At 52.1% G+C, this 20,112-nt stretch carries 18 protein-coding genes; 9 read left to right on the top strand and 9 right to left on the bottom strand.

The window, feature by feature from the left end:
- Positions 1 to 108 precede the first annotated feature (108 nt).
- Both N24_RS16480 and N24_RS16030 read right to left on the bottom strand, forming a co-directional pair.
- Positions 109 to 282, bottom strand: coding sequence for a tautomerase family protein (locus N24_RS16480; protein WP_197702413.1), 174 nt, complete (start codon positions 280 to 282; stop codon positions 109 to 111).
- A gap of 199 nt (positions 283 to 481) precedes the next feature.
- Positions 482 to 1,501, bottom strand: coding sequence for an ABC transporter substrate-binding protein (locus tag N24_RS16030; RefSeq protein ID WP_096459412.1), 1,020 nt, complete (start codon positions 1,499 to 1,501; stop codon positions 482 to 484).
- Positions 1,502 to 1,689: 188 nt separating this feature from the next.
- On the opposite strand from N24_RS16030, the gene N24_RS16035 reads away from it, so the two are divergent.
- On the top strand, positions 1,690 to 2,667 hold the full coding sequence (locus N24_RS16035) for a zinc-binding dehydrogenase (RefSeq protein ID WP_096459415.1): 978 nt from the start codon (positions 1,690 to 1,692) through the stop codon (positions 2,665 to 2,667).
- Positions 2,668 to 2,688: 21 nt separating this feature from the next.
- A complete protein-coding gene (locus N24_RS16040; protein ID WP_096459419.1) occupies positions 2,689 to 3,075 on the top strand; it encodes a DUF1304 domain-containing protein in 387 nt (128 codons plus the stop codon).
- Positions 3,076 to 3,087: 12 nt separating this feature from the next.
- On the opposite strand, the gene N24_RS16045 is transcribed toward N24_RS16040, so the two are convergent.
- Positions 3,088 to 3,780 carry a hypothetical protein gene (locus tag N24_RS16045; RefSeq protein WP_096459422.1) on the bottom strand — a complete coding sequence of 231 codons (693 nt, stop codon included), beginning with the start codon at positions 3,778 to 3,780 and terminating at the stop codon, positions 3,088 to 3,090.
- A gap of 8 nt (positions 3,781 to 3,788) precedes the next feature.
- The gene (locus tag N24_RS16050) at positions 3,789 to 3,977 is read right to left on the bottom strand and encodes a hypothetical protein (RefSeq protein ID WP_096459425.1); all 189 of its coding nucleotides are present in this window, start codon (positions 3,975 to 3,977) and stop codon (positions 3,789 to 3,791) included.
- Positions 3,978 to 4,532: 555 nt separating this feature from the next.
- Between N24_RS16050 and N24_RS16055 the strand changes: the two genes are divergently transcribed.
- Positions 4,533 to 5,885, top strand: coding sequence for an MFS transporter (locus N24_RS16055; RefSeq protein WP_096459428.1), 1,353 nt, complete (start codon positions 4,533 to 4,535; stop codon positions 5,883 to 5,885).
- Positions 5,882 to 6,949 carry a lactonase family protein gene (locus N24_RS16060; protein ID WP_096459431.1) on the top strand — a complete coding sequence of 356 codons (1,068 nt, stop codon included), beginning with the start codon at positions 5,882 to 5,884 and terminating at the stop codon, positions 6,947 to 6,949. The genes N24_RS16055 and N24_RS16060 overlap by 4 nt, the downstream gene beginning before the upstream one ends.
- Here N24_RS16060 and thiD read toward each other — a convergent pair whose 3' ends face one another.
- The gene (gene thiD, locus N24_RS16065; RefSeq protein WP_096459434.1) at positions 6,950 to 7,750 is read right to left on the bottom strand and encodes a bifunctional hydroxymethylpyrimidine kinase/phosphomethylpyrimidine kinase; all 801 of its coding nucleotides are present in this window, start codon (positions 7,748 to 7,750) and stop codon (positions 6,950 to 6,952) included.
- 85 nt (positions 7,751 to 7,835) lie between these two features.
- Between thiD and N24_RS16070 the strand changes: the two genes are divergently transcribed.
- Both N24_RS16070 and N24_RS16075 read left to right on the top strand, forming a co-directional pair.
- Positions 7,836 to 8,183 carry a hypothetical protein gene (locus tag N24_RS16070; RefSeq protein WP_096459437.1) on the top strand — a complete coding sequence of 116 codons (348 nt, stop codon included), beginning with the start codon at positions 7,836 to 7,838 and terminating at the stop codon, positions 8,181 to 8,183.
- A 72-nt stretch (positions 8,184 to 8,255) separates the two neighbouring features.
- The gene (locus N24_RS16075) at positions 8,256 to 8,459 is read left to right on the top strand and encodes a heavy-metal-associated domain-containing protein (protein WP_096459440.1); all 204 of its coding nucleotides are present in this window, start codon (positions 8,256 to 8,258) and stop codon (positions 8,457 to 8,459) included.
- A gap of 586 nt (positions 8,460 to 9,045) precedes the next feature.
- Here N24_RS16075 and N24_RS16080 read toward each other — a convergent pair.
- Genes N24_RS16080 through N24_RS16095 form a run of 4 tightly spaced genes read right to left on the bottom strand, consistent with a single transcriptional unit; the run spans position 9,046 to position 12,140 of the window.
- Positions 9,046 to 9,393 carry a branched-chain amino acid transporter permease gene (locus tag N24_RS16080; RefSeq protein WP_096459443.1) on the bottom strand — a complete coding sequence of 116 codons (348 nt, stop codon included), beginning with the start codon at positions 9,391 to 9,393 and terminating at the stop codon, positions 9,046 to 9,048.
- A complete protein-coding gene (locus tag N24_RS16085; protein ID WP_096459446.1) occupies positions 9,386 to 10,099 on the bottom strand; it encodes an AzlC family ABC transporter permease in 714 nt (237 codons plus the stop codon). Before N24_RS16085 ends, N24_RS16080 begins: the two co-directional genes overlap by 8 nt.
- On the bottom strand, positions 10,100 to 10,705 hold the full coding sequence (locus N24_RS16090) for a YqgE/AlgH family protein (RefSeq protein ID WP_096459449.1): 606 nt from the start codon (positions 10,703 to 10,705) through the stop codon (positions 10,100 to 10,102).
- Positions 10,698 to 12,140, bottom strand: a complete 1,443-nt coding sequence (locus tag N24_RS16095) for a CCA tRNA nucleotidyltransferase (RefSeq protein ID WP_408607609.1) — start codon at positions 12,138 to 12,140, stop codon at positions 10,698 to 10,700. The genes N24_RS16090 and N24_RS16095 overlap by 8 nt, the downstream gene beginning before the upstream one ends.
- A gap of 907 nt (positions 12,141 to 13,047) precedes the next feature.
- Between N24_RS16095 and N24_RS16485 the strand changes: the two genes are divergently transcribed.
- The 3 genes from N24_RS16485 to N24_RS16110 are packed head-to-tail and all read left to right on the top strand — an operon-like array spanning position 13,048 to position 19,878.
- Positions 13,048 to 13,974 (top strand): NUDIX hydrolase, encoded by a 927-nt coding sequence (locus N24_RS16485; RefSeq protein WP_096459454.1) that lies wholly within the window; start codon positions 13,048 to 13,050, stop codon positions 13,972 to 13,974.
- Positions 13,975 to 14,000: 26 nt separating this feature from the next.
- Complete coding sequence (locus N24_RS16105) at positions 14,001 to 16,490, top strand: hypothetical protein (protein ID WP_408607610.1); 2,490 nt, start codon at positions 14,001 to 14,003, stop codon at positions 16,488 to 16,490.
- A gap of 52 nt (positions 16,491 to 16,542) precedes the next feature.
- Entirely contained in the window at positions 16,543 to 19,878 is a 3,336-nt protein-coding gene (locus N24_RS16110) for a lipid II flippase MurJ (RefSeq protein ID WP_096459457.1), read from the top strand.
- Positions 19,879 to 20,112: the final 234 nt, after the last annotated feature.

A 20,112-nucleotide genomic window follows, 5' to 3' on the forward strand; every position in this document is an offset into this window, starting at 1 on the left:
ATCTATGTAGACAAGAGGCCTGATCGGGGATCTATCACTGCTCATTATAGTCCAGATTTGCGGTAAACAAGGACCAAAGAATCCAGTCGGGGCTGGCAGGACTATAAATTACAAAAAGCTAGCCGAAGCCTTGGCGAGGTGGAGGATGGCGTCGAGGGTTCGGGAGGCAGTGTGAGCAATTTCTTTGATGAAATTGGCGACAACCGCGTCGTCGTGGCCTTCAACGAGAGTTACCTGAATAATGGGCATAGTTTTTGCTGACCGCTTAAGCGTTTGGCTCATTCTCCACAGACCTAAGTAAAAAAGATCCAGCCCACTCCCAATGAAAATTGGGGCGAGCTGAACGATTGAAAAAGACTAGCACACAAACAGCGTGGGCATTCTCGCCGAAGCGTTGGTGTGGGGGAGGGAGGCGTCGATAAGCAATTAAGCGCGAAGCAAGCCGCAAGGCTCTGACCAGCTCAATTGCGCGGCGCGGAGGTTAGGAGCCGAGGATCCTTTCGATGTCATTGAGCACTTCGTTCGCCCCGATTGGGCCTAGGCCCATGAACCAGCTTTCGTCATTAACTTCCAAAGCATGCCCCTCCTGGATGGCGGGGAGATTGTGCCACAGGTCATTGGACAGCACATTGTCTCGCTCAGTGGCCTCGGGTTTTCCGTAGGTGGAGTAGAACAACCAATCGCCGTTGGCGTCGGCGATGTTTTCGGGGGAGATTTCCACGGCTAGATCATCGACGTTTTGGATTTCTGGGCGTGAAAGTCCCAGGTCCTGCAAGATCACGCCAATGAATGAGAGGTTTCCGTACAGGCGGGTGCGGCCTGGCATGAACCGGACGAGGGAAATTTCTGGGCTGCCGTCGATGGACTCGCGGACTTGATCCACGCGGGTTTGATAATCATTAAGAATGGTCACGGCCTGCTCTTCAAGTCCAAGGGCATCGGCGGTGAGAAGGAAATTTTCCTTCCATGGGAATCCGGGGCGAATACTCAACACGGTCGGTGCGATTTGCGCCAGCTGTTCGTAGGAATCATCCACGCGCAACTTGCTGCCCAAGATCAGATCCGGCTCTAAAGCTGCGATGGCTTCAAAATTGAGATCATCATTTGTGCCAATTACCTGCACGTTTTCCAGCTGATCTGCAAGGTATTCAGGCTGACTGGAGGCATCTTTAGGACTGGAAATTCCCACGGGAGTAACCCCAAGGCTTAAAACTTGATCGATTTCTCCGCTGTCTAGAACCACTACTCGTTCAGGGCGGCTCTCAATTGTCGTTTCACCACGTGAATGCACAATTGTGCGGGGGAATGCACCTGGTTCAGCATCACTTCCAAGGGCTGCGGTGGCGGAATCAGCGGTGGAAAACAGTCGACCACCAACAGCCACATCATCGCTGGTGCTTGCTTCTTCATTATTAGCTGTGGCGCACCCAGAAAGCCCCAAAGCTAATACTGTGCCGATGATAAGTGCACTCCGAGAAAGAGATTTGTGAATAAAATTCATGCGAAAATACTAACGTATGAAACTAAGGCATGGCGAGGCTTAGACATTTTGCGACCATGAAAAAAGTTGGCAGCTATGAAAAACGTTCTGACCAGTATCTTTAATGCGATTGGAATGAGAAACGTAGGCTGGGCGTTCAACATAAGTACCTATTTTTTAGCGTTTTAAGCGGCGAGAGGAACACCACCATGCGCGCAATCATTCACAACACCTTCGGCAATCCCGCTGATGTTTTACAGGTCACCGAGAAGGAAATCCCCACTCCCGGCGCAGGTCAAGTACGTATTCGGGTAACGCTGGCAACCATCCACAACCACGATTTGTGGACCGTTAAAGGCAGCTACGGCTTCGTCCCAGATCTGCCGGCCGCAGCGGGCACCGAGGCAGTCGGCATCATCGACGCCCTCGGCGACGGCGTCGAAGGTTTCCAGGTGGGCCAGCGTGTTGCCACAGGCACCAGTTTCGGCATCTGGGCGGAGTATGCGCTTATCGACGCCTCCGGCCTCATTCCCGTACCACCACAACTACCTGACGAAAGCGCAGCGCAGCTTGTCGCAATGCCATTCAGTGCCATCAGCCTCCTTGATTTCCTAGAAATGAAACCAGGGGAGTGGCTGATCCAAAACTCCGCAAACGGTGCGGTGGGCCGCATGCTCGCGCAACTGGCACAATCGCGAGGCATTAACGTGGTCGGCTTGGTACGCCGTGACGGCGGTGTGGAAGAACTTGCTGCTCAAGGCATTACGCAGGTTGTATCCACTGAATCTGAAGGCTGGGAAAAGCAGGTAGAAGAAATCACCGGTGGCGCAAACATCGCCGTCGCCTTGGATTCTGTTGGTGGCTCATCCTCTGCAGATCTTGTAAAACTACTGGGTGAAGGTGGCACGCTGGTCTCCTTCGGCGCGATGGGCAACCCAATCATGGACATCCCTTCCGGCCCTGTGATCTTCAAGCACATCACCATCAAAGGTTTCTGGGGAAGCAAAGTCAGCCGCGAAATGCCTGCAGAGAAGAAAGCCGAACTATTCGGTGAACTTATCGCACGTATCCTGGACGGCACACTAACCCTTCCTGTCGATTCCACTTTTGATGCCGACGACATCGTCTCCGCCGTCAACGCATCCAACGCACCTGGCCGTTCCGGAAAAGTACTGATCCGGTTTTAATCCATTTTCAAAGGACCTCACATGATCACCATCGGAGCAATTTTCGCTATCCTTGCAGCTCTCCTGCATGTTTTCATCTTCTACATGGAATCATTCGCCTGGACCGGGGAGAAAGCACGTGGAGTTTTCGGCACCACTGAACAAGAAGCTGAAAACACCAAAGAAATGGCCTACAACCAAGGCTTCTACAACTTCTTCCTGGCAGTCATCGCCGGCGCGGGTGTTGCGTTCCTCTTTGCTGGATCAACAGGAATTGGTGCAGCGCTGACACTTGCTGGAACTGGCTCAATGCTTGCAGCCGCTGTGGTGTTGGCCCTAAGCTCACCCGACAAGCGAGGCGCGGCCTTTAAACAAGGCGCATTCCCACTACTCACGGTGGTGTTCATTGTGATTGGGTTGGTTGTTTAGCATCTTCCTGAATCACCATTCATCAGAAAAACGCCTCTCAGGGAATTCATATCCTTGCGGGGGCTCAATTTTGAATCCAAGTTCTTTAAGCATTTCTACTGATCGAACTAAATTTTTACGAATTATCGTATCTGTTTGTCGTTCACGGAAGACTCTTCGGCCTTCTTGTACGCGGGTTTCCCAATTAGGATTTGCTTCCGCACGAAATTCCCGAATTACAAGTTCAACAATGTCTTCCAAACATACACGGTATCGATGTCCTCCCATGGGAAAATGAACATCTTGTTGCTGTGCTGCTATGTCATACCTTCCAGCACGTGCAAGTAGAATAGCCAAGGGAAGCGATTCGGAATGAAACTGAAAATGTTGGACAGGCTTATTTCGAGCATGTCGTTCATACTCAAACCGCACAATGGGAATAGGACGCTTATTTGCCTTAAACTCAACTTTGAAGCTGCTGCTCTCAACAGCTAAGTGTTTTCCTGTTGAATTCGCGCACAAATAGTACCCACAGCTAATCGAAGCTCTATTACTTCGATCTTTTCCTAAATAAAGAACTTTCGAAGCCTCAAAATTAGCTCGAAGCCCTTCAGTTGCTACTGTTCCTTGGCGAAAGCCAGTTTCACCAGGTAGACATGTATCTAATAGATCTTTAATATCCAAGGCAAATTCTGTAGCCTGCCGTTGGAAGTCAAGTACGTCCACAGGCGAGACTACCCGTTAATGAGCCAGGTGAGAGCCTTAATCCTATCGAGCAAATCTGCCTCCTCTGAACTGACAGCATCAGCATCACGCAATCGCTTTAACTGTTCAACGTCAAAGGGCTGTATCTTCTGGAGCAAATCATTCAGCTCAGCCTGGAGCTCATCGTTCGTCCGAAGTTCAAACATAGGTGCTGACATGATTCCTCCTAAAATTGCATGGAACTAGATCTAATTGTATCAACAACTGCAGCATATGATCTATTTCATTTTTTGCCAATACGGAAGTCTAAAACCACATCATCCACTTGCCTCATTCCGCATCCCAAGAAGGACGCCATGTAGAGGAGTTAGCATTCTCAAAGTGCTGCTAGTGACAATAATCGATACAAGTGCGCGGCTCATGTTAAGCCGACAAGAATTAGCATAACCTTCAAACATCGATCTCCGATGATTCTGTATCGGAACATTTGTTTTCAATTCACAATTGAACCAGCCCGTTTGACGAAACGGGGGTAAAAAGGTGCTCTGCGATATATGGATAAGCAAAAACTCAACGCGTGATCAATTTTATAATCTATATAGCATAACCAGCGCAAAGCTGAACTGAGGAGCCTTAGGCGCCAACTTGGTGAAGTTTTAGCTCGCAAATATGCAGGGGTAGACCCGAAGTCTATTTACTCTCGATTAATTGACGTGATCCAAGTCTCTACCTAGCCTATCTTGTATCTTATAACCTATATAACGGAGGATGGGATGGGCACTTCTACCGCTAGTCACGCTGCATTTGAAAAAGCCACCGTCAAGAAGATCACCAGGCGAGTAATTCCTTTGGTCTTCATCATGTACATCATCAACTACATCGACCGAGCCAACATTGGCTATGCATCGCTACACATGAATACCGACCTGGGGCTCACCAGTCAGGCATTCGGATTCGCAGCCGGTCTGTTCTTTATTGGCTACTTCGTCTTCGAAGTTCCATCAAACGTCATGCTCGCCAAATTTGGTGCCCGCGTATGGATCGCCAGAATCCTCTTCACTTGGGGCGCGCTCGCCATGGCGATGGGATTGGTACAAAACGAATACCAACTCTATGCACTGCGTTTCCTTCTAGGTGTTGCTGAAGCCGGGTTCTTCCCAGGCATCATGATTTACCTTTCACAGTGGTTCCGCGGAAAGGATCGCGCCACCGCAACCGGACTGTTCGTTGCATCCATTCCGGTGTCCTACATCATTGCTGCACCTTTGAGTACATTCATCATGGATCACGTTCATTGGTTCGACTTTGCTGGATGGCGTTGGATGTTTATCATCGAAGGCGCTCCGGCAGTACTGCTGGGTTTTGTCTGCCTCTTCTACCTGGTGGAACACCCTAAGGATGCAAAATGGTTGACCGAAAAAGAACGCAACTGGATTGTCGGAGAACTCGAAGCTGAAGAAGCTGCCAAGACTGATCCTTCACAACACCTCTCCGTGTTTAAAACACTAGCCAACCCAAAGGTGCTGTACCTGGGCGCTATCTACTTTGTGTACCAAGTAGGAAGCCTCGGTGTGGGCTACTGGCTACCGCAAATTATCAAGGGACTATCTGGAAACCTTCAGGCATGGCAAATTGGTCTGCTTGGAATGATCCCTTATGCCTTTGCCACCGCGGTGATGATCTGGTGGTCAGCCCGGTCTGATCGCCTCAACGAACGAAAACTGCATAGTTGGTTACCCATGGGTATTGCCGCAATCGCAATGTTTGCTGCCGCTCTGCTTTCTTCCACCACTTTGGTTATCATCTCCATCTCGATTGCTTTGGCTGGTCTCTACTCCTTCAAATCTCCATTCTGGGCAGTCCCAAGCCAGTTCTTGTCTATCGCAACAGCAGGTACGGCCATTGCGGCGATTAACTCCATCGGTAACCTCGGTGGATTCGTGGGCCCATTTGTCCAAGGAATGATCGTTGATGCCACAGGTTCCCCAACAATTGGCTTGCTCTTCTTCGCCGTACTGCTGGTGATTGCCACCATCATGATGTTCGGTATGAAATTGGCACCGACGAAATCCACCGAAGCGGAAGGAAACGTCGAAAAGCAAAAAGCCCACGAGGCAACCGCATGACCCGCGCTACGTACGCGCTGGTGGGCACCCGCACCACTGCGCGCCGGGGAACCGGCCCGGGAATCGTCGTGTACGAAGTGGTGGACAATGCATGGGTGCACCGCAGCACGACGACTGCAACCAACCCTGGATTCCTGGCCTCACACCCAGACGTGCCTGTTGTTTATGCAGCTCACGGCGACGGAACGACCGTAAGCGCTTTCCGGCTGGGTGAAGCAGGGCAATTGGAGCTCATAAATGACGTATCGACTGAGGGCACAAACCCAGCGCATATCACCATTTCACCTGATGGCAATCACTTGCTTGGAATCAACCACACCTCAGGAAGCTTGTTCAGCATCGCTTTAAACGCTAATAAATCTTTAGGTGAACTTGTCCAGGTGCATCATTTTGACGGCGAGCCGGGGCCACATCGCACCGACCAACCTGGCTCTAAACCACACCAGGTTGTCTTTAGCCCGGATGGAAAACTTGTGATTGTGCCCGACAAGGGGCTAGATGTTGTGCACCTTGGGGACTTTCACGAAGCCGATGGAACCGTGGAATTTACCCGTTCGATTAGGTTGCGAGAATTCAGCGGACCCCGTCACGTGGCCGTGCATCCCACACTTCCGGTGGTCTATGCAATTAATGAGCTGTCGTCTACAGTTGCTGTGATTTCTTTTGCAGACGGAGAAGTAAAACAGTATCTGAGCACGCTCAACGACACCGATGTGCGAGATTCCCGGGGTGCTGGCATTGCGATTAATGCCGCGGGAACACATCTTTATGCATCGAATCGATCTGGCGCTGGAGACCACATGCCGCCGGGACCTGGAAATGACACGATTGCACATTTCCATATTCGTTCCGATGGACTCTTATCGCTTGGGGAGATACCCACGGTGCAAGGGCAACGACCTCGGTTTATCGCACTGAACAACGACGATGAAAATCTGCTTGTTGCAATGGAAAAATCCGCCCAGATCCATGCACTTTCCTTGGATCCAAGCGGATCAATAGTGGAAGAAAAAGTTCTGGCAGACGTTGAATCCCCAGTGTGCGTTATCTTCCACACTGTTTGATTACTTGTTATCTTCCGCCAACCACACAGAGGTAAACGGCGCGTTGGATGCAACAGCATCCTTCACGGCGCGGGTGACTACTCGCTTAGCGGTGGTCACCGCATCAACAAAAGAGCTTCCCTTAGCAAGCTCCGCGGTGATTACAGCTGCGAAAGTGCAACCAGCACCAGAAACGCGCTCGTTGCCGATCTTTGGTTCGGAGAAAACGTGGTAGTCGGAGCCGTCGAAAAGCACATCAACCGCGTTGTCACCTGGGAAGTCGATACCACCCTTCACAACAACGTACTGAGGTCCCTGCTCGTGAATGAGGCGGGCAGCTTCCTTCAGATCTTCAATGGTCTCCAGCTTGTCCAGTCCTGACAAGGTAGTGGCCTCAAAGTTATTAGGAGTAACCACGGTTGCTTGAGGCAACACCTTCGCGCGAAGTGCAGTGTCAGTATCAAGTGCCGCGCCAGGCTCCTGGCCCTTGCAGATCAACACAGGATCTAAAACAACATGTTTGAAGCTGTTTTCCTGCAGCGCAGTAGCCACAGTATCGATCGTTGCCGGAGTACCCAACATGCCGATCTTCACCACATCAAGATCATGCGCAGCCGTAGCAGCCTCAATCTGATTAGCAATAACTTGCGCATCAACCGGCACAAAACGGTGATTCCAATTGTCTTTAGGATCAAAGGCCACCAAGCACGTAATGGCACCAATGCCATAAACATCAAGATGCTGGAAAGTCTTCAAATCAACCTGAATGCCGGCGCCGCCGGTAGCTTCTGAACCTGCAATAACGAATGCGTAATTAACCACACTTCAAACCTAGACCCTCACGCTTAAGATTCCGACATTACCGCCTCAAAAAATTTCAGCAGTAACCTCCCGTAGGCTAAAGAGCATGCCGAAAACGATCATTGTGCGCACCGAAATTGAAATCCCCGGACACCCCACCGCCATTCATATCGCAGAAATGCAAGAACTCCCTGAATCTGCCACTCAAGATGGTGTTGCTATGTGCAAAATGCAGCGCATTATTGAACTAGCTGGAACTGCCGAAGGTGATATCGTCACTGGTGCTGGCGTTATTGGTGGAGCAAATTTCCAACTCAATAATGAACCCAATGAAGTAGTTCCACATCCAGATACCTACGCTGATTTTCCTGATATCAAAGCCGAAGTCATTTCAGCTGAAGCCTTTGAAGGACTGTGGTTGGAAGCTGGAGCTAAATTCCCTGGGTTGAAGTAACCCCTTGTTATATACCCCGGTGGGGTATATTCTTTATTGTTAGAAGCTGCCAAAAGGAAAGGAGCCAATAATATGGCTATCAAGAACTACACCGTCGAAGGCATGACCTGCGAACACTGCGTTTCCTCCGTAAAAGAAGAAGTCGGAGAAGTCGCTGGCGTATCCGCAGTAGATGTCACCCTAGAAACCGGATCCGTGCAGGTCACAGGCGAAGGCTTCACCGACGAGGCTGTCGAAGCCGCCGTCACTGAGGCTGGCTACAAGGTTGTTTCATAAACCTTCTCCATACCTTTCAGAAATCTAAAAGCCGCTCCCATTAGTAGGGCGGCTTTTTGCGTTGCGACATGGCTTGGCCCAGGTTGGTGCGCGAAGTTCATTCTTGGCACTTAGGTAAATTTCCGCACTAATTTGACCCAAGTCAGGAAATTGAGGTCAAGGCGTTTATTGCCCGTTTAAGGGGTTAAGTTTTTCGAATGAATGTTTGTACAGATAAGGCCTTGAAAACCCGTTAGAAGCGCTTCTGGGGAGGTATGATTTTTCAAGGTAACGGCCTAAATTTGAGAGCGACCAAACCAGGAGACCCAGAATCTTCAAAAACTTAAATGTTGGGTCTCTGTGTTTGGTACCTAGCGCGATACACCAAACTAGGAGACCCAGAAACGTCGAAAAAGTGATTCCTGGGTCTCTGTGTTTGGTCCTATGCAGCCAAGCGTAAGAACGCCTAAAACCACACGGGGTAAACAATTATTTCCGCACTAATTTGACCCAAGTCAGGGCCCAAGTCAGAAAAAAGCCACCCTCACTCCGTGCTGAAACGGGGAGTGGGTGGCTTTTAGCGTCGAAAAGCGTGCTTTTTAGCGTTTTAAAAAACCACGTTGACCAGCAGCATGTATGCCAAAGTGCCGCCGACAATGGATAGCCCGGCGGACCGTCGCCACCAATGAAGCAGCGCGGTAAACCCGACCGCGATCAGCGAGGCTCCCACACCTCCCGGCGCGCTGACCTGGCCGAACAGGGTGTAAATGACCAGCACAACCATGACACCCACCGGCATGGTGCGCCCCAAAACGCCCATCAGTTGGTTGTTTTTTACCCGCTTCATCGCAGCGTATGGGAACTGGCGCAGCAAAACAGTGATTATGGCAACCGGGATTAAAACAGCCGCGACGTTAAAAAGCGTGACGCCTTCAGGCAGACCGTACTCACTCATGTTTGGTCCTGATCTCGAGTTTCTTATCCAGGTTGGGGAATCGAACGCGGCAGAGAAGAATCACAAAGTAGGTGGTCAGCGCGATAACAAGCATCTGTTCAGGGGCAACAAAACCTGCAACCAAGGCCAGCACCACCGCAAATAAGGGCAGTGAATAATCCTTATTGTTTTTGAATGCTTCCCAGGCCAGCACCACGAAAAGGGCAGTGAGCGCGAAATCCATACCTTTGAGGTCATCTGGCAAAACCTGACCAACCAAGGCTCCGATAATGCCAGGGATAACCCACAGCGCTTGGCACAGAATCTGGATGGTCAGCACCCTTGTGCCGCTGATTTTCCCAGGTGGGCGGGCTGAGACGATGGCGTAGGACTCGTCGGTAAGCGCATATGTTGAGTAAACGCGACCCGTGCCGGAGTTGATGGTGTGGCGTGGGAAGGTGAGGCCGTAGAAAATATGTCGGAAATTGACCATGAACCCCGCCACCAGCGCGGAAAATGGGCCGATACCTGCGGTGACCATGCCGATCGCCAAATACTCCATCGATCCGGCATAGATAACGATGGAGAAAATTGGTGTCCACCACCAGGCGAAACCCGTTTGAACCATCAACAGCCCAAACGCCAAACCCAAAGGGATTAGCCCCAATCCGACAGCTAGAGTCTCAGAAACTCCTCCGCGGATTTCCTTTAACGTTTCGGCGCTCATTTAATTGTGCGACGGATCCGCAGGGAAGGTGGAATACAACGGCAAAGGCATTGCTTGTCGACGCATCACATCACCCCAAATATCCACGCGACCAGGCGCTATAATGTCCGAAGGCAGCGCGGGAGTTACAAACCAATCACCCTGTTCAATCTCCTCATTAAGCTGACCTGGTGCCCACTCCGCATAACCTGCGAAAAAGCGCATTCCTTCTAAATAATCAGCAACATCCTCAGGCTCTGAACGCAGATCAACATGCACCAGACGGTTAGCCAACTTGTTGAAACTAGTCGACTTTTCAATATCCACACCCGGTTTAGTAACTCCCAAACCAACCACAGCCTGCTGACTCAGTGGGCCACCAATATAAAGAGCCTGCGGCTTAGCAGTCAGGTCCACCCACTCCGGCAACACATTTGCCACAGCAACATCGGAACGTGAAGAAATATTTACACCAAAAGTGGTGGCAGGGGAATGCTCAATGATCAAAACAATACTGCGCTCAAACTCCTCCGAAGCCATATCCGGCGCAGACACCAACAACATGCCTGGAGAAACCTCATTGCGCTCCAACGCATTAAACAACCTATCGGCGTAAAAATCACTCATTGTTTTCTCCTTCCCACCAACTTTTCAGCTCTGCGATGGCTTCATCTCGATCCAAAGGACCACGCTCCAAACGGAGCTCCTTCAAAAACGCCCACGCTTTACCCACGACAGGTCCAGCCGGAATGTTTAGAATCTCCATGATCTCATTGCCATCCAAATCAGGACGCACCCTGGCTAGATCTTCCTTTGCGGCGATCTCTGCGATGCGTTCTTCCAAATGATCGTAGGTTGCCTGCAGCCTGGCTGCTTTCCTTTTATTCCTCGTGGTGCAATCAGCGCGAACCAACTTATGTAGCCGTGGAAGAAGCTCCCCAGCATCCGCAACATATCGACGCACTGCTGAATCTGTCCACTGACCTTCACCAAAGCCGTGGAAACGCATGTGCAAAAACACCAACTGGCCAACATCGCCCACCATCTGCTTGGAGTACTTCAGCTTGCGCATCCGCCGCCTCACGAGCTTCGCTCCCACCACCTCGTGCTGATGGAAACTCACCCGACCTTCTTCATTGAAGTCACGGGTATCTGGCTTTCCACAATCGTGCAGCAACGCAGCCCATCGAAGCACCAGGTCAGGACCATCTTCTTCCTGATCAATAGCTTGACGCATCACCTGCAATGAATGCGCATACACATCCTTGTGCTGCATATGCTCATCTTGAGTCATCTGCATCGCAGGAATCTCCGGGTAAATAATCTGAGCAAGCCCAGACTCCACCATGAGATCAATACCCGCCTCCGGGTTTTTACCAAGAATCAACTTATCCAACTCAACTTGCATGCGCTCAACCGTGATCCGAGTAATCTGCTGCGCCATCTCAGACATGGCAGTAAACACACGAGGAGCAAGAGCAAAATCGAGCTGCGACACAAAACGAGCCGCCCGCAGCATCCTCAACGGATCATCATTGAACGACTGCTCCGGTGTAGCTGGGGTATCTAAAGTATGGGTCAGCAAATCTTCCAACCCACCCACAGGGTCATGGAACTTTAACTCTCCATCTGCTTGAATCTCCACAGCCATGGCGTTGACCTTGAAATCACGCCTGATCAGATCACCTTCCAAGGTGTCGCCGAACGTCACCTCAGGGTTACGAGAGTTTCCGTCATAAAGATCAGAACGGAACGTGGTGATCTCAATCTGCTGACCATGCTTTTCCGCAGACAAAGTGCCAAACGCAATGCCGGTATCCCACACCACATCCGCATAATCATCCAAGATCGCCTTTGTTTCCTCCGGCCTAGCAGACGTTGTGAAATCAAGGTCATGGCCCAATTCCCCCAAGAAAGCATCCCGGACAGAGCCACCCACCAAGTACAAGGAGTGACCTTTTTCCGTAAACGCTGCCGCCAAAGGCACAAGAATGTCAGAAAGTTTCCCAATAGCCTGGTGAGCGCGCGCCATTAACGCAAGGCGATCTACTTCCTGATCCACGTGCTGTGGCGGAACTTGGTTCTGGGCATTTTGAGCATCCTGGGCATCCTGGGAATTCACGAATCTGAGTCTACCCAGTAGAACTGTGGGCAAAAACTGCTCTGTTGAGGAGGGCCAAATAGGTTCCCATATCCAAGGCAGCGGGGGAGCACTTTTAACGATTGCACGAATCCACCACAAATCTTAAATTTCCCGTGGTTTGTGGTGGATTGGTGCATGATTAGGCCTAAAATCTGCACGAATCCACCACAAACATGTTCGATTTAAAGATTTGTGGTGGGGATTTGCATGTGCGAGGCCAGCAACCAGGTTTTAAGCTTGGAGTCCTAATCAATAAAAGGAGCGCAGAAACCCCTTCTGCCACAGCAGGCGATTTAAGGGGTTGGACTTTCTCAAATGAGTCTAGGTGTGGGTATGCCTTTATTAAGCGCTTACAAGCGATTCTAGGAGGGGTCAGTTTTGGGGCTATTGTGACTAATGTGAAACCTGGAAGTTTGCTGATCAAATTCTCGTCCCCGTCTGCACTGACTGGGCTGAATCTGGTCGAAAATTCGCATTTTCAACCCTCCATTATGCAAATATTCGTTCGATTCCAGTAACTCGCCCAGCAAACCGAACGAATATTCGCATCCGGGCTACACTCGCGTGCCAATCCACCATTTTTCACCACCCGCCACCTGAAAATGGTGAATCCTAACGCTTTTCGACCCCCAAAAGCGTGCCAATTCACCAGTAAACTCAACCCGCCGAGGATTAATGGTGAATCCTAACCAACATCCGACATCACTCGGAAACCCAAAAGAAACTCAAGCGAAGTTGACCACGTGAAGACGCATATAAGAAGTCATTTAACCCCCGGGCGGTTCATTAGTACCGAATACCCACCTCTCACGATACGATTGGTTGAATGAGTGACTTGAAACCCGAGGGGACTACTAGCGGAGCGCCTAAACGCAGGCGTCGTCGCCGTTCTCGCCGTCCTTCAGGTCAGAACCAACAGAACCAACAGAACCAGCAGAACCAACAAAACCAGACCCAACAACCAAGCCAGCAAACACAGCAAGCCCAAACCCAACCCCAAAACCAACAAGGGTCTGAGAAAACCTCTCAACGGCCTAAGCGCCGTCGTTCTCGCAGGGGGCCAAACAAAAAACAAAACAACTCCCAGCAAAGCACCCAACAGAAAGAAAGCCAGCAGAAAGAAACTCAGCAAACCCGCCAGAAGCAATCCTCCAAACAATCCCTGGAGAAGACCCGGGGTAAGGGTAGGAGGTCTCCAACGAGGAGGCGTCCTAACAATAGGGTGCATCAGGCAGGCCAGCAGTCTCGGATGGTTACCTCTGATGAGACGTCGGCGGGTGGACTTGTTGTTTCTGGTCTTTCTGAGGCTGTGAATGAGCACAATGAAGTAGATCTGTCGAAGATTTATGTGGCGCTGATTGGTCGATTGGATCGTCGTGGTCGTTTGTTGTGGTCTATGCCGAAGGGTCATGTTGAGCCTGGTGAGGGTAAGGCTGCGACTGCGGAGCGTGAGGTCTGGGAAGAAACAGGCATCCATGGTGAGGTGTTCACTGAGTTGGGTGTGATTGATTATTGGTTCGTTTCGGAAGGGAAACGGATCCATAAGACGGTGCATCATCATTTGTTGCGTTATGTGGATGGTGATTTAAATGATGAGGATCCGGAGGTCACGGAGGTGGCGTGGATTCCGGCGAATCAGTTGATTGAGCATTTGGCTTTTGCGGATGAGCGGAAGTTGGCTCGTCAGGCGCATGATTTGCTTCCTGAGTTTGCGTTGAAGGAGAAGGCGGAGGGAAGGTCTACCCCGAGGTGAGTCGTTCGCTACGTTGTGTGTCGGTGTTGGCAGCCACAGCGGCCACGGCAGCCACAGTGGCCACAGCAGCCGTAACTATCGCCAGTTTCAGCACAGCACCAGTCCACGCGTTGCCGATTCCGCTTGATCCTTCTGATCCGACGGTGTCGGAGTTGTGGGTGAATCCGAGTGCGCGTGCTGATGATGAGATTTCTGATGTGGATCTGGAGATCTCAAGTTTCACAATGCCTAACAATGGGCTTGCGGCGCGGGTGGGGGAGTCGGTAAAGGCGCAGGTTAAGGTCACTAATCGTACGTCGCAGACGTTGAGCAATATTACGTTGCAGGCGCGTCGTCAGGAGGCGTCTTTTGATGTGGCGAGTGCCCGGGTGGCGGCGACAAGTAATGCTTATGGTTATTTTGGTGCTGCGTCAACTCTAGATAGTGAGCTTGAGCCGGGGGAGAGCGTTGAGGTGGATCTGGAGATCCCTCTTGATAGTTTGTTGATTTCTCAGGCTGGTTCTTTTCCCACGATGTTGGAGTTGTCGGGTCAGCTTGATGGGGTGGCGTCGCATTTGGATTCGCAGCGGTTTTTGCTGCCGGTTGTCGATGATGCACAAGAGCTCGATGCCCCGACCCCGACGACGATGATTTACCCAATTTCGGCGCAGACAAATGTGTTGGGTGGTGAAACTGGTGAGGCGCCAGAAGATCCGCCTTTGCTGGTCAGCTCCGACGCACTCGCTGGCGAGTTGGAGGCAAGCGGGCGTTTGCAAAAGCTTATCGACGCCTACCTCCATTCTTCCCCCGCCGTTCAACAAGCTACCTGTCTTGCCATTGATCCTCAGCTTCTTGATGTTGTTGATCGCATGACCGGCGGTTACACCGTGACGGACACTCGCCCCAGCACGGTGCGTCAAAATCAGCGACTTCGTGAGTTGTGGACTGCCGATAATCAACCCAACCCGGGCACACCTGGTACTGGCGCGGAAGATGCGGCAGTGTTTTTAGAAAAGCTTCGCCAAGCAGCAGCTAGTTCATGCACAGTGGCGTTGCCGTGGGCGAATACTGATTTGAATGCGGTGAGTGAAACCGGCAATCAGTGGCTGATGCGTGAAGCGTTGCAGCGCGGGGTGTCTACGTTTGAGGAAGTTTTAGGCGTTGTTCCAGAGTCCAATGTGGTGATTCCTGGAAATGGTTATGTTGATCCATCGACCGCGGGTGATTTGGGTTGGGCAGATAATGCGTTGGCTCCAGATCAGGCGTGGGAGGTGCAATCGCAGGATTTGGTTGCTTCTGCTGATGCTTCGGAGCAAAGCGCGTTGGATAATCCAAAGCCAACTCCGGGAAATGTAGAGGCTCCAACGCCGACCACTCCGGTGTCTGTGTTGGTGTCTGATAATACGGTGTGGCGGACCACGAGTGCGGATCGTTTCCATTCTTTGGCGCCGGGGGTTACTGCGGTGTCGTATCAGGGTTCGTTGTCGGCAACGTTGGCTACATTGGGCGAAAATCCGGAAACGGTGGGGTATTCCAATCCGGATTCGCGTTATGACTACGCGATGGATTCTGAAAGTGCCCGCAATCTCACAGGCCAGGCAGCGCTGCGGCTCACGGTGGATAATGGCGATGAGGATTCACCGGTGTTAGTCATGCCCAGTGCGGTGCTGGGCGCCGACGACGGCGAGATGTTGCTGCGCACCACCGAGGAATTGCTTCTTGACGGCTCCGCCCGACCTTTTTCCCTCAAGGACTACCTCACTACTAATGCTGAGCAACAAAGCATCTTAAATGCCGCCACGACCCCACCTGATGACACCGCTTTCGGAGCCCCTTATGATGATCCTGCTACGCTGACGGAAACGGAAATTTTACGCACCACGCAGCAGGCGGAATACATCGATGACTTAACGGGGATTATGTTTAATGATCCCAGCATTGCGTTGACTCGTTATGGTTTCACGGCACCGCTGCGCCATGATTTGTTGCGTGCTTTAAGTATTAATGAGCGTCGCTCAGTTGCCCGTCACTCCGAAGCGGCTTCAAGGGCAGATCGACTCCTTAACGGCAACCGCGATACTTTGCAGAAATTGCGCAGCTCTGTGGCATTGCTGCCACCGGGGAATGTGTATACCCGTACCTCTGATTCCTCGCCGTTGCTTATTGTTGCGCAAAATGGTTTGCCGCTTCCTGCTGAGACCCAGATTTTGTATTCCGGGAATCAGCAAGCACATATCAATACCCCCGGTGTGGTTCGAATTCCAGCGCAGGGTTCCATCACGTTGCAAATGACTGCTGATTTGCCGGATGAAAGTGCGCGTACTGATCTGACATTGTGGTTGGCATCCCCAGATGGGGCCACCATTAGTGAACCTGTAGAAATTACTGTCCAGCCTCGTCCCAACCTAAGCATCACGCTCTTTTTCGTGGCAGCAGGCATTCTGGCAGTGGGTGGGTTGTTGTTTATGAAGAAGAAACGAAACGTCGAAAAGCGTTTGCCCGGTACGGGATCGCCCAAACCGCCCCCAACCCACTAACGTATCGCATAGTTATTTTCGTCGTGCGCGCCGTTAAGGCGTGCACTTGTACATGAATGGTCAACAAGTGAGTTCTTCGCTTTCGAATAATTCGGAGCCTTCCGGTCTACGTGCCCGGATCGTTGCTCCTGCACCGCCGGCGCCTGTGCCTGAGGCGCGCAAGAAGGCTGTCGCACGCACAGATGGTGATCGCTCGAGTTTGAAAAACTCGCCCACAGCACCTGTGGCGCCTGTAACTGCCCAGCGTGAACCGGAGCCAGAAAAGCACACCTCCGATTCTGATGTGGTGCGCTCGACTGGGTCGATGGCGATCGCCACGCTGCTAAGCCGTATCACGGGATTCTTGCGCACCGTCATGATTGGTGCGGCTCTGTCCCCGGCGATTGCATCAGCGTTTAATACCGCAAACACTCTGCCCAACCTGATCACGGAGATTGTGTTGGGTGCGGTACTGACGTCGCTGGTGATTCCGGTGCTGACCCGCGCGGAGAAGGAAGACGCCGACGGGGGATCAGGATTTTTTAGGCGCCTGCTCACGTTGTCGGTGACGTTGCTGGGTGGTGTGACCATCCTGTCGATTATCGGCGCGCCACTGCTGACTCGGATGATGCTGTCGTCTGAGGGCCAAGTCAACGTGGTCATGTCCACGGCGTTTGCCTATTGGCTGTTGCCTCAAGTCTTCTTCTACGGACTGTTTGCACTGTTCATGGCGGTGTTGAATACCCGTGAGGTGTTTAAACCCGGCGCGTGGGCGCCTGTGGTCAACAACGTCATCACGCTCACTGTGCTGGGTGTGTACATGGTGCTGCCTGCACGTTTGCATCCGCATGAGCACGTTAGTGTGCTGGATCCTCAGATTTTGTTCTTAGGCATCGGTACCACTGCTGGTGTGGTTGCACAGTGTTTGATCATGATTCCGTACCTGCGTCGCGCGGGTATTGATATGCGCCCGCTGTGGGGCATTGATGCACGTTTGAAGCAATTTGGTGGCATGGCGCTGGCGATTATCGTCTATGTGGCTATTTCCCAATTTGGCTACATCATCACCACCCGCATTGCGTCGATTGCTGATGATGCTGCACCGTTTATTTATCAGCAGCACTGGATGTTGCTGCAGGTTCCTTATGGCATCATTGGCGTCACGTTGCTCACTGCCATCATGCCGAGGCTGTCCCGAAATGCGGCAGATGGCGATGATAGGGCAGTGGTGTCTGATCTTCAGCTTGGTTCCAAGCTGACGTTTATTGCGCTGATTCCGATCGTGGTGTTTTTCACTGCGTTTGGTGTGCCGATTGCCAACGCGCTTTTTGCCTACGGTCAGTTTGATGCCAATGCCGCCAATATTCTTGGTTGGACGTTGAGCTTTTCCGCCTTCACGTTGATTCCTTATGCATTAGTACTGCTGCACCTGCGTGTGTTTTATGCACGTGAAGAGGTCTGGACTCCTACCTTCATCATCGCCGGTATCACTGCCACCAAGGTTGTGCTGTCACTGCTGGCACCGGTGCTATCTAGTTCGCCTGAGCGCGTAGTGGTGCTCCTGGGTGCTGCCAATGGCTTCAGTTTCATCACCGGCGCGGTGATTGGTGCGTATTTGTTGCGAAAGAAACTGGGCCTGTTGGGCATGCGTTCTTTGGCGATCACCTCACTGTGGGCCTTGGGTTCCGCAGCAGTAGGCGCCGCTGCAGCGTGGGCGCTTGGATGGGCTATTCAAGCCGTTGTGGGTGATTTCCTCTTGGGCACCCTAAGTTCTGTGGGATACCTGTTGTACTTAGGTGTGCTTGGTGTCTTCTTCATCATTGTCACTGGTATCGTGCTGTCGCGTTCGGGTCTGCCGGAAGTACAAAACTTGGGCCAGGCGCTAACGCGTATCCCAGGTATGAGCCGATTTATTCGCCCCAACACCAAGATCTCTTTGGATGTCGGCGAAGTGTCCGAGCAAGATTTCTCCACGCAGCTGGTTGCTCCAAGCGAGTTCGCAGCCACACCTGTTCCACCACCAATGTCTGCCGGTATCGTTCGTGGTCCCCGTTTGGTTCCGGGCGCACCTGTGGGCGATGGCCGATTCCGTTTGCTTGCTGATCACGGCGGCGTCCAAGGCGCACGCTTCTGGCAGGCGCGTGAAATTGCCACCGGCAAGGAAGTGGCATTGGTGTTTGTGGATACCTCCGGCAACGCGCCTTTCGCACCGCTGTCTTCCGCAGCTGCAGCAGGTATTGCCTATGAGGTGCAGCGCCGCACTAAGAAGCTGGCAAGCTTTGGCAGCACGGCGGTGGCCTCTAATATCCGCACCGAGGCGTACCGCAATGGCTGTTTGATTGTGGCTGATTGGGTTCCAGGGTCCAGCCTCAGCGCCGTTGCCGAAGCCGGCGCTGATCCACGCGCCGCAGCGTTCGCGCTTGCTGAACTCACCGAAACCATCGGCATCGCCCACAGCAAGGGCATCCCCGCCGGCCTGGATAACAAATCCCGGATCCGCATCAACACCGACGGCCATGCCGTCCTCGCCTTCCCGGCGATTTTGCCCGACGCCTCAGAGCAGCGCGACGCTAAGTCCTTGGCCTCGGCCACCGAAATGCTTATCGACGCCACCCTCGCCCCCAATGACGTCAAGGCGATGATCACCCAAGCCCAAGATCTCGCAACAGCAGAAAACCCTGATTACGCATCACTGGCCATGGCGATGCGCACCTGTGGCCTGTTCACCGAAGAACCAACCCATCTGGTGGTGAAGAAAGAAAAGACACCAAAGCCGGCTAAACGCGATGGTTTCGGTGCCTCTGACTACACCGCCAAAGGCATGGCCGGTATCGCAGCAGTGGTAATTATTTTGGTCTCCCTCGTTGCTGCTGGCACTGCATTCCTCACCAGTTTCTTCGGCAGCACCAATGAACAATCCCCGTTGGCTCCTGTCGAAACCACTACCTCCGAAGCCCCGGAGCCAGTGGGACCACCTGTGTATCTAGAACTAGATCAAGCCCGCGAATGGGATGAAGGTGCAGGCGGTGCGGTAGCTGATGTCACCGATGGCGATACCTCTACCGCGTGGACTTCTACCGGCGGCGATGGCATCCTGGTTGACCTTTCCACACCAGCACAGCTGGACCGCATCATCTTAACCACAGGCTCTGGCTCAGATAGCTCAGTAACCTCCACCGTGAAGATCTACGCATTCCAAGATGCCTCACCGCATTCACTTACTGACGGCATCGAAATCGGCACCGTGGATTACTCCGGCCGCAGCTTAAGCCACAGCATCCGCGAATCCTCCAAACTTCCAGGGCAAGTGGAATCAGTGGTGATTTTGGTTGATGAGGTTCATTCCTCGAAGGCTGACAGCACCAGTCCACAAATGCAGATCGCCGAAGTACAACTTGTGGGTTGGTAAATTACGCGATTGTGATTGACCCCCATTAAGGTGCGCCCGCCCTCAGTTTTTCTAACTGAGGGCGGATTTTTACGTTCATCTAAAAGAATCAGCTCAGGGATAATTCCGAAGATTTCTTTGCACAAACTTCAAAGAATCAAGTTTCCTACCTCCCACCATGATGGGCGCTGACAACTTCCTCGCAGGAAAAACTCAGCCCATACTAAGTCCCATGCGGGATGTGAGGTGCATCCC

The organism is Corynebacterium suranareeae (assembly GCF_002355155.1).
GTDB classification, from domain to species: domain Bacteria; phylum Actinomycetota; class Actinomycetes; order Mycobacteriales; family Mycobacteriaceae; genus Corynebacterium; species Corynebacterium suranareeae.

What these genes read in the sequence shown, in the direction of transcription:
- N24_RS16480 (WP_197702413.1), bottom strand. Translation starts at nt 282, where the DNA reads ATGAGCCAAACGCTTAAGCGGTCAGCAAAAACTATGCCCATTATTCAG.
- N24_RS16110 (WP_096459457.1), top strand. Translation starts at nt 16,543, where the DNA reads ATGAATGGTCAACAAGTGAGTTCTTCGCTTTCGAATAATTCGGAGCCT.
- N24_RS16050 (WP_096459425.1), bottom strand. Translation starts at nt 3,977, where the DNA reads ATGTCAGCACCTATGTTTGAACTTCGGACGAACGATGAGCTCCAGGCT.
- N24_RS16075 (WP_096459440.1), top strand. Translation starts at nt 8,256, where the DNA reads ATGGCTATCAAGAACTACACCGTCGAAGGCATGACCTGCGAACACTGC.
- N24_RS16030 (WP_096459412.1), bottom strand. Translation starts at nt 1,501, where the DNA reads ATGAATTTTATTCACAAATCTCTTTCTCGGAGTGCACTTATCATCGGC.
- N24_RS16040 (WP_096459419.1), top strand. Translation starts at nt 2,689, where the DNA reads ATGATCACCATCGGAGCAATTTTCGCTATCCTTGCAGCTCTCCTGCAT.
- N24_RS16055 (WP_096459428.1), top strand. Translation starts at nt 4,533, where the DNA reads ATGGGCACTTCTACCGCTAGTCACGCTGCATTTGAAAAAGCCACCGTC.
- N24_RS16085 (WP_096459446.1), bottom strand. Translation starts at nt 10,099, where the DNA reads ATGAGCGCCGAAACGTTAAAGGAAATCCGCGGAGGAGTTTCTGAGACT.
- N24_RS16090 (WP_096459449.1), bottom strand. Translation starts at nt 10,705, where the DNA reads ATGAGTGATTTTTACGCCGATAGGTTGTTTAATGCGTTGGAGCGCAAT.
- N24_RS16060 (WP_096459431.1), top strand. Translation starts at nt 5,882, where the DNA reads ATGACCCGCGCTACGTACGCGCTGGTGGGCACCCGCACCACTGCGCGC.
- N24_RS16070 (WP_096459437.1), top strand. Translation starts at nt 7,836, where the DNA reads ATGCCGAAAACGATCATTGTGCGCACCGAAATTGAAATCCCCGGACAC.
- N24_RS16035 (WP_096459415.1), top strand. Translation starts at nt 1,690, where the DNA reads ATGCGCGCAATCATTCACAACACCTTCGGCAATCCCGCTGATGTTTTA.
- N24_RS16080 (WP_096459443.1), bottom strand. Translation starts at nt 9,393, where the DNA reads ATGAGTGAGTACGGTCTGCCTGAAGGCGTCACGCTTTTTAACGTCGCG.
- N24_RS16485 (WP_096459454.1), top strand. Translation starts at nt 13,048, where the DNA reads ATGAGTGACTTGAAACCCGAGGGGACTACTAGCGGAGCGCCTAAACGC.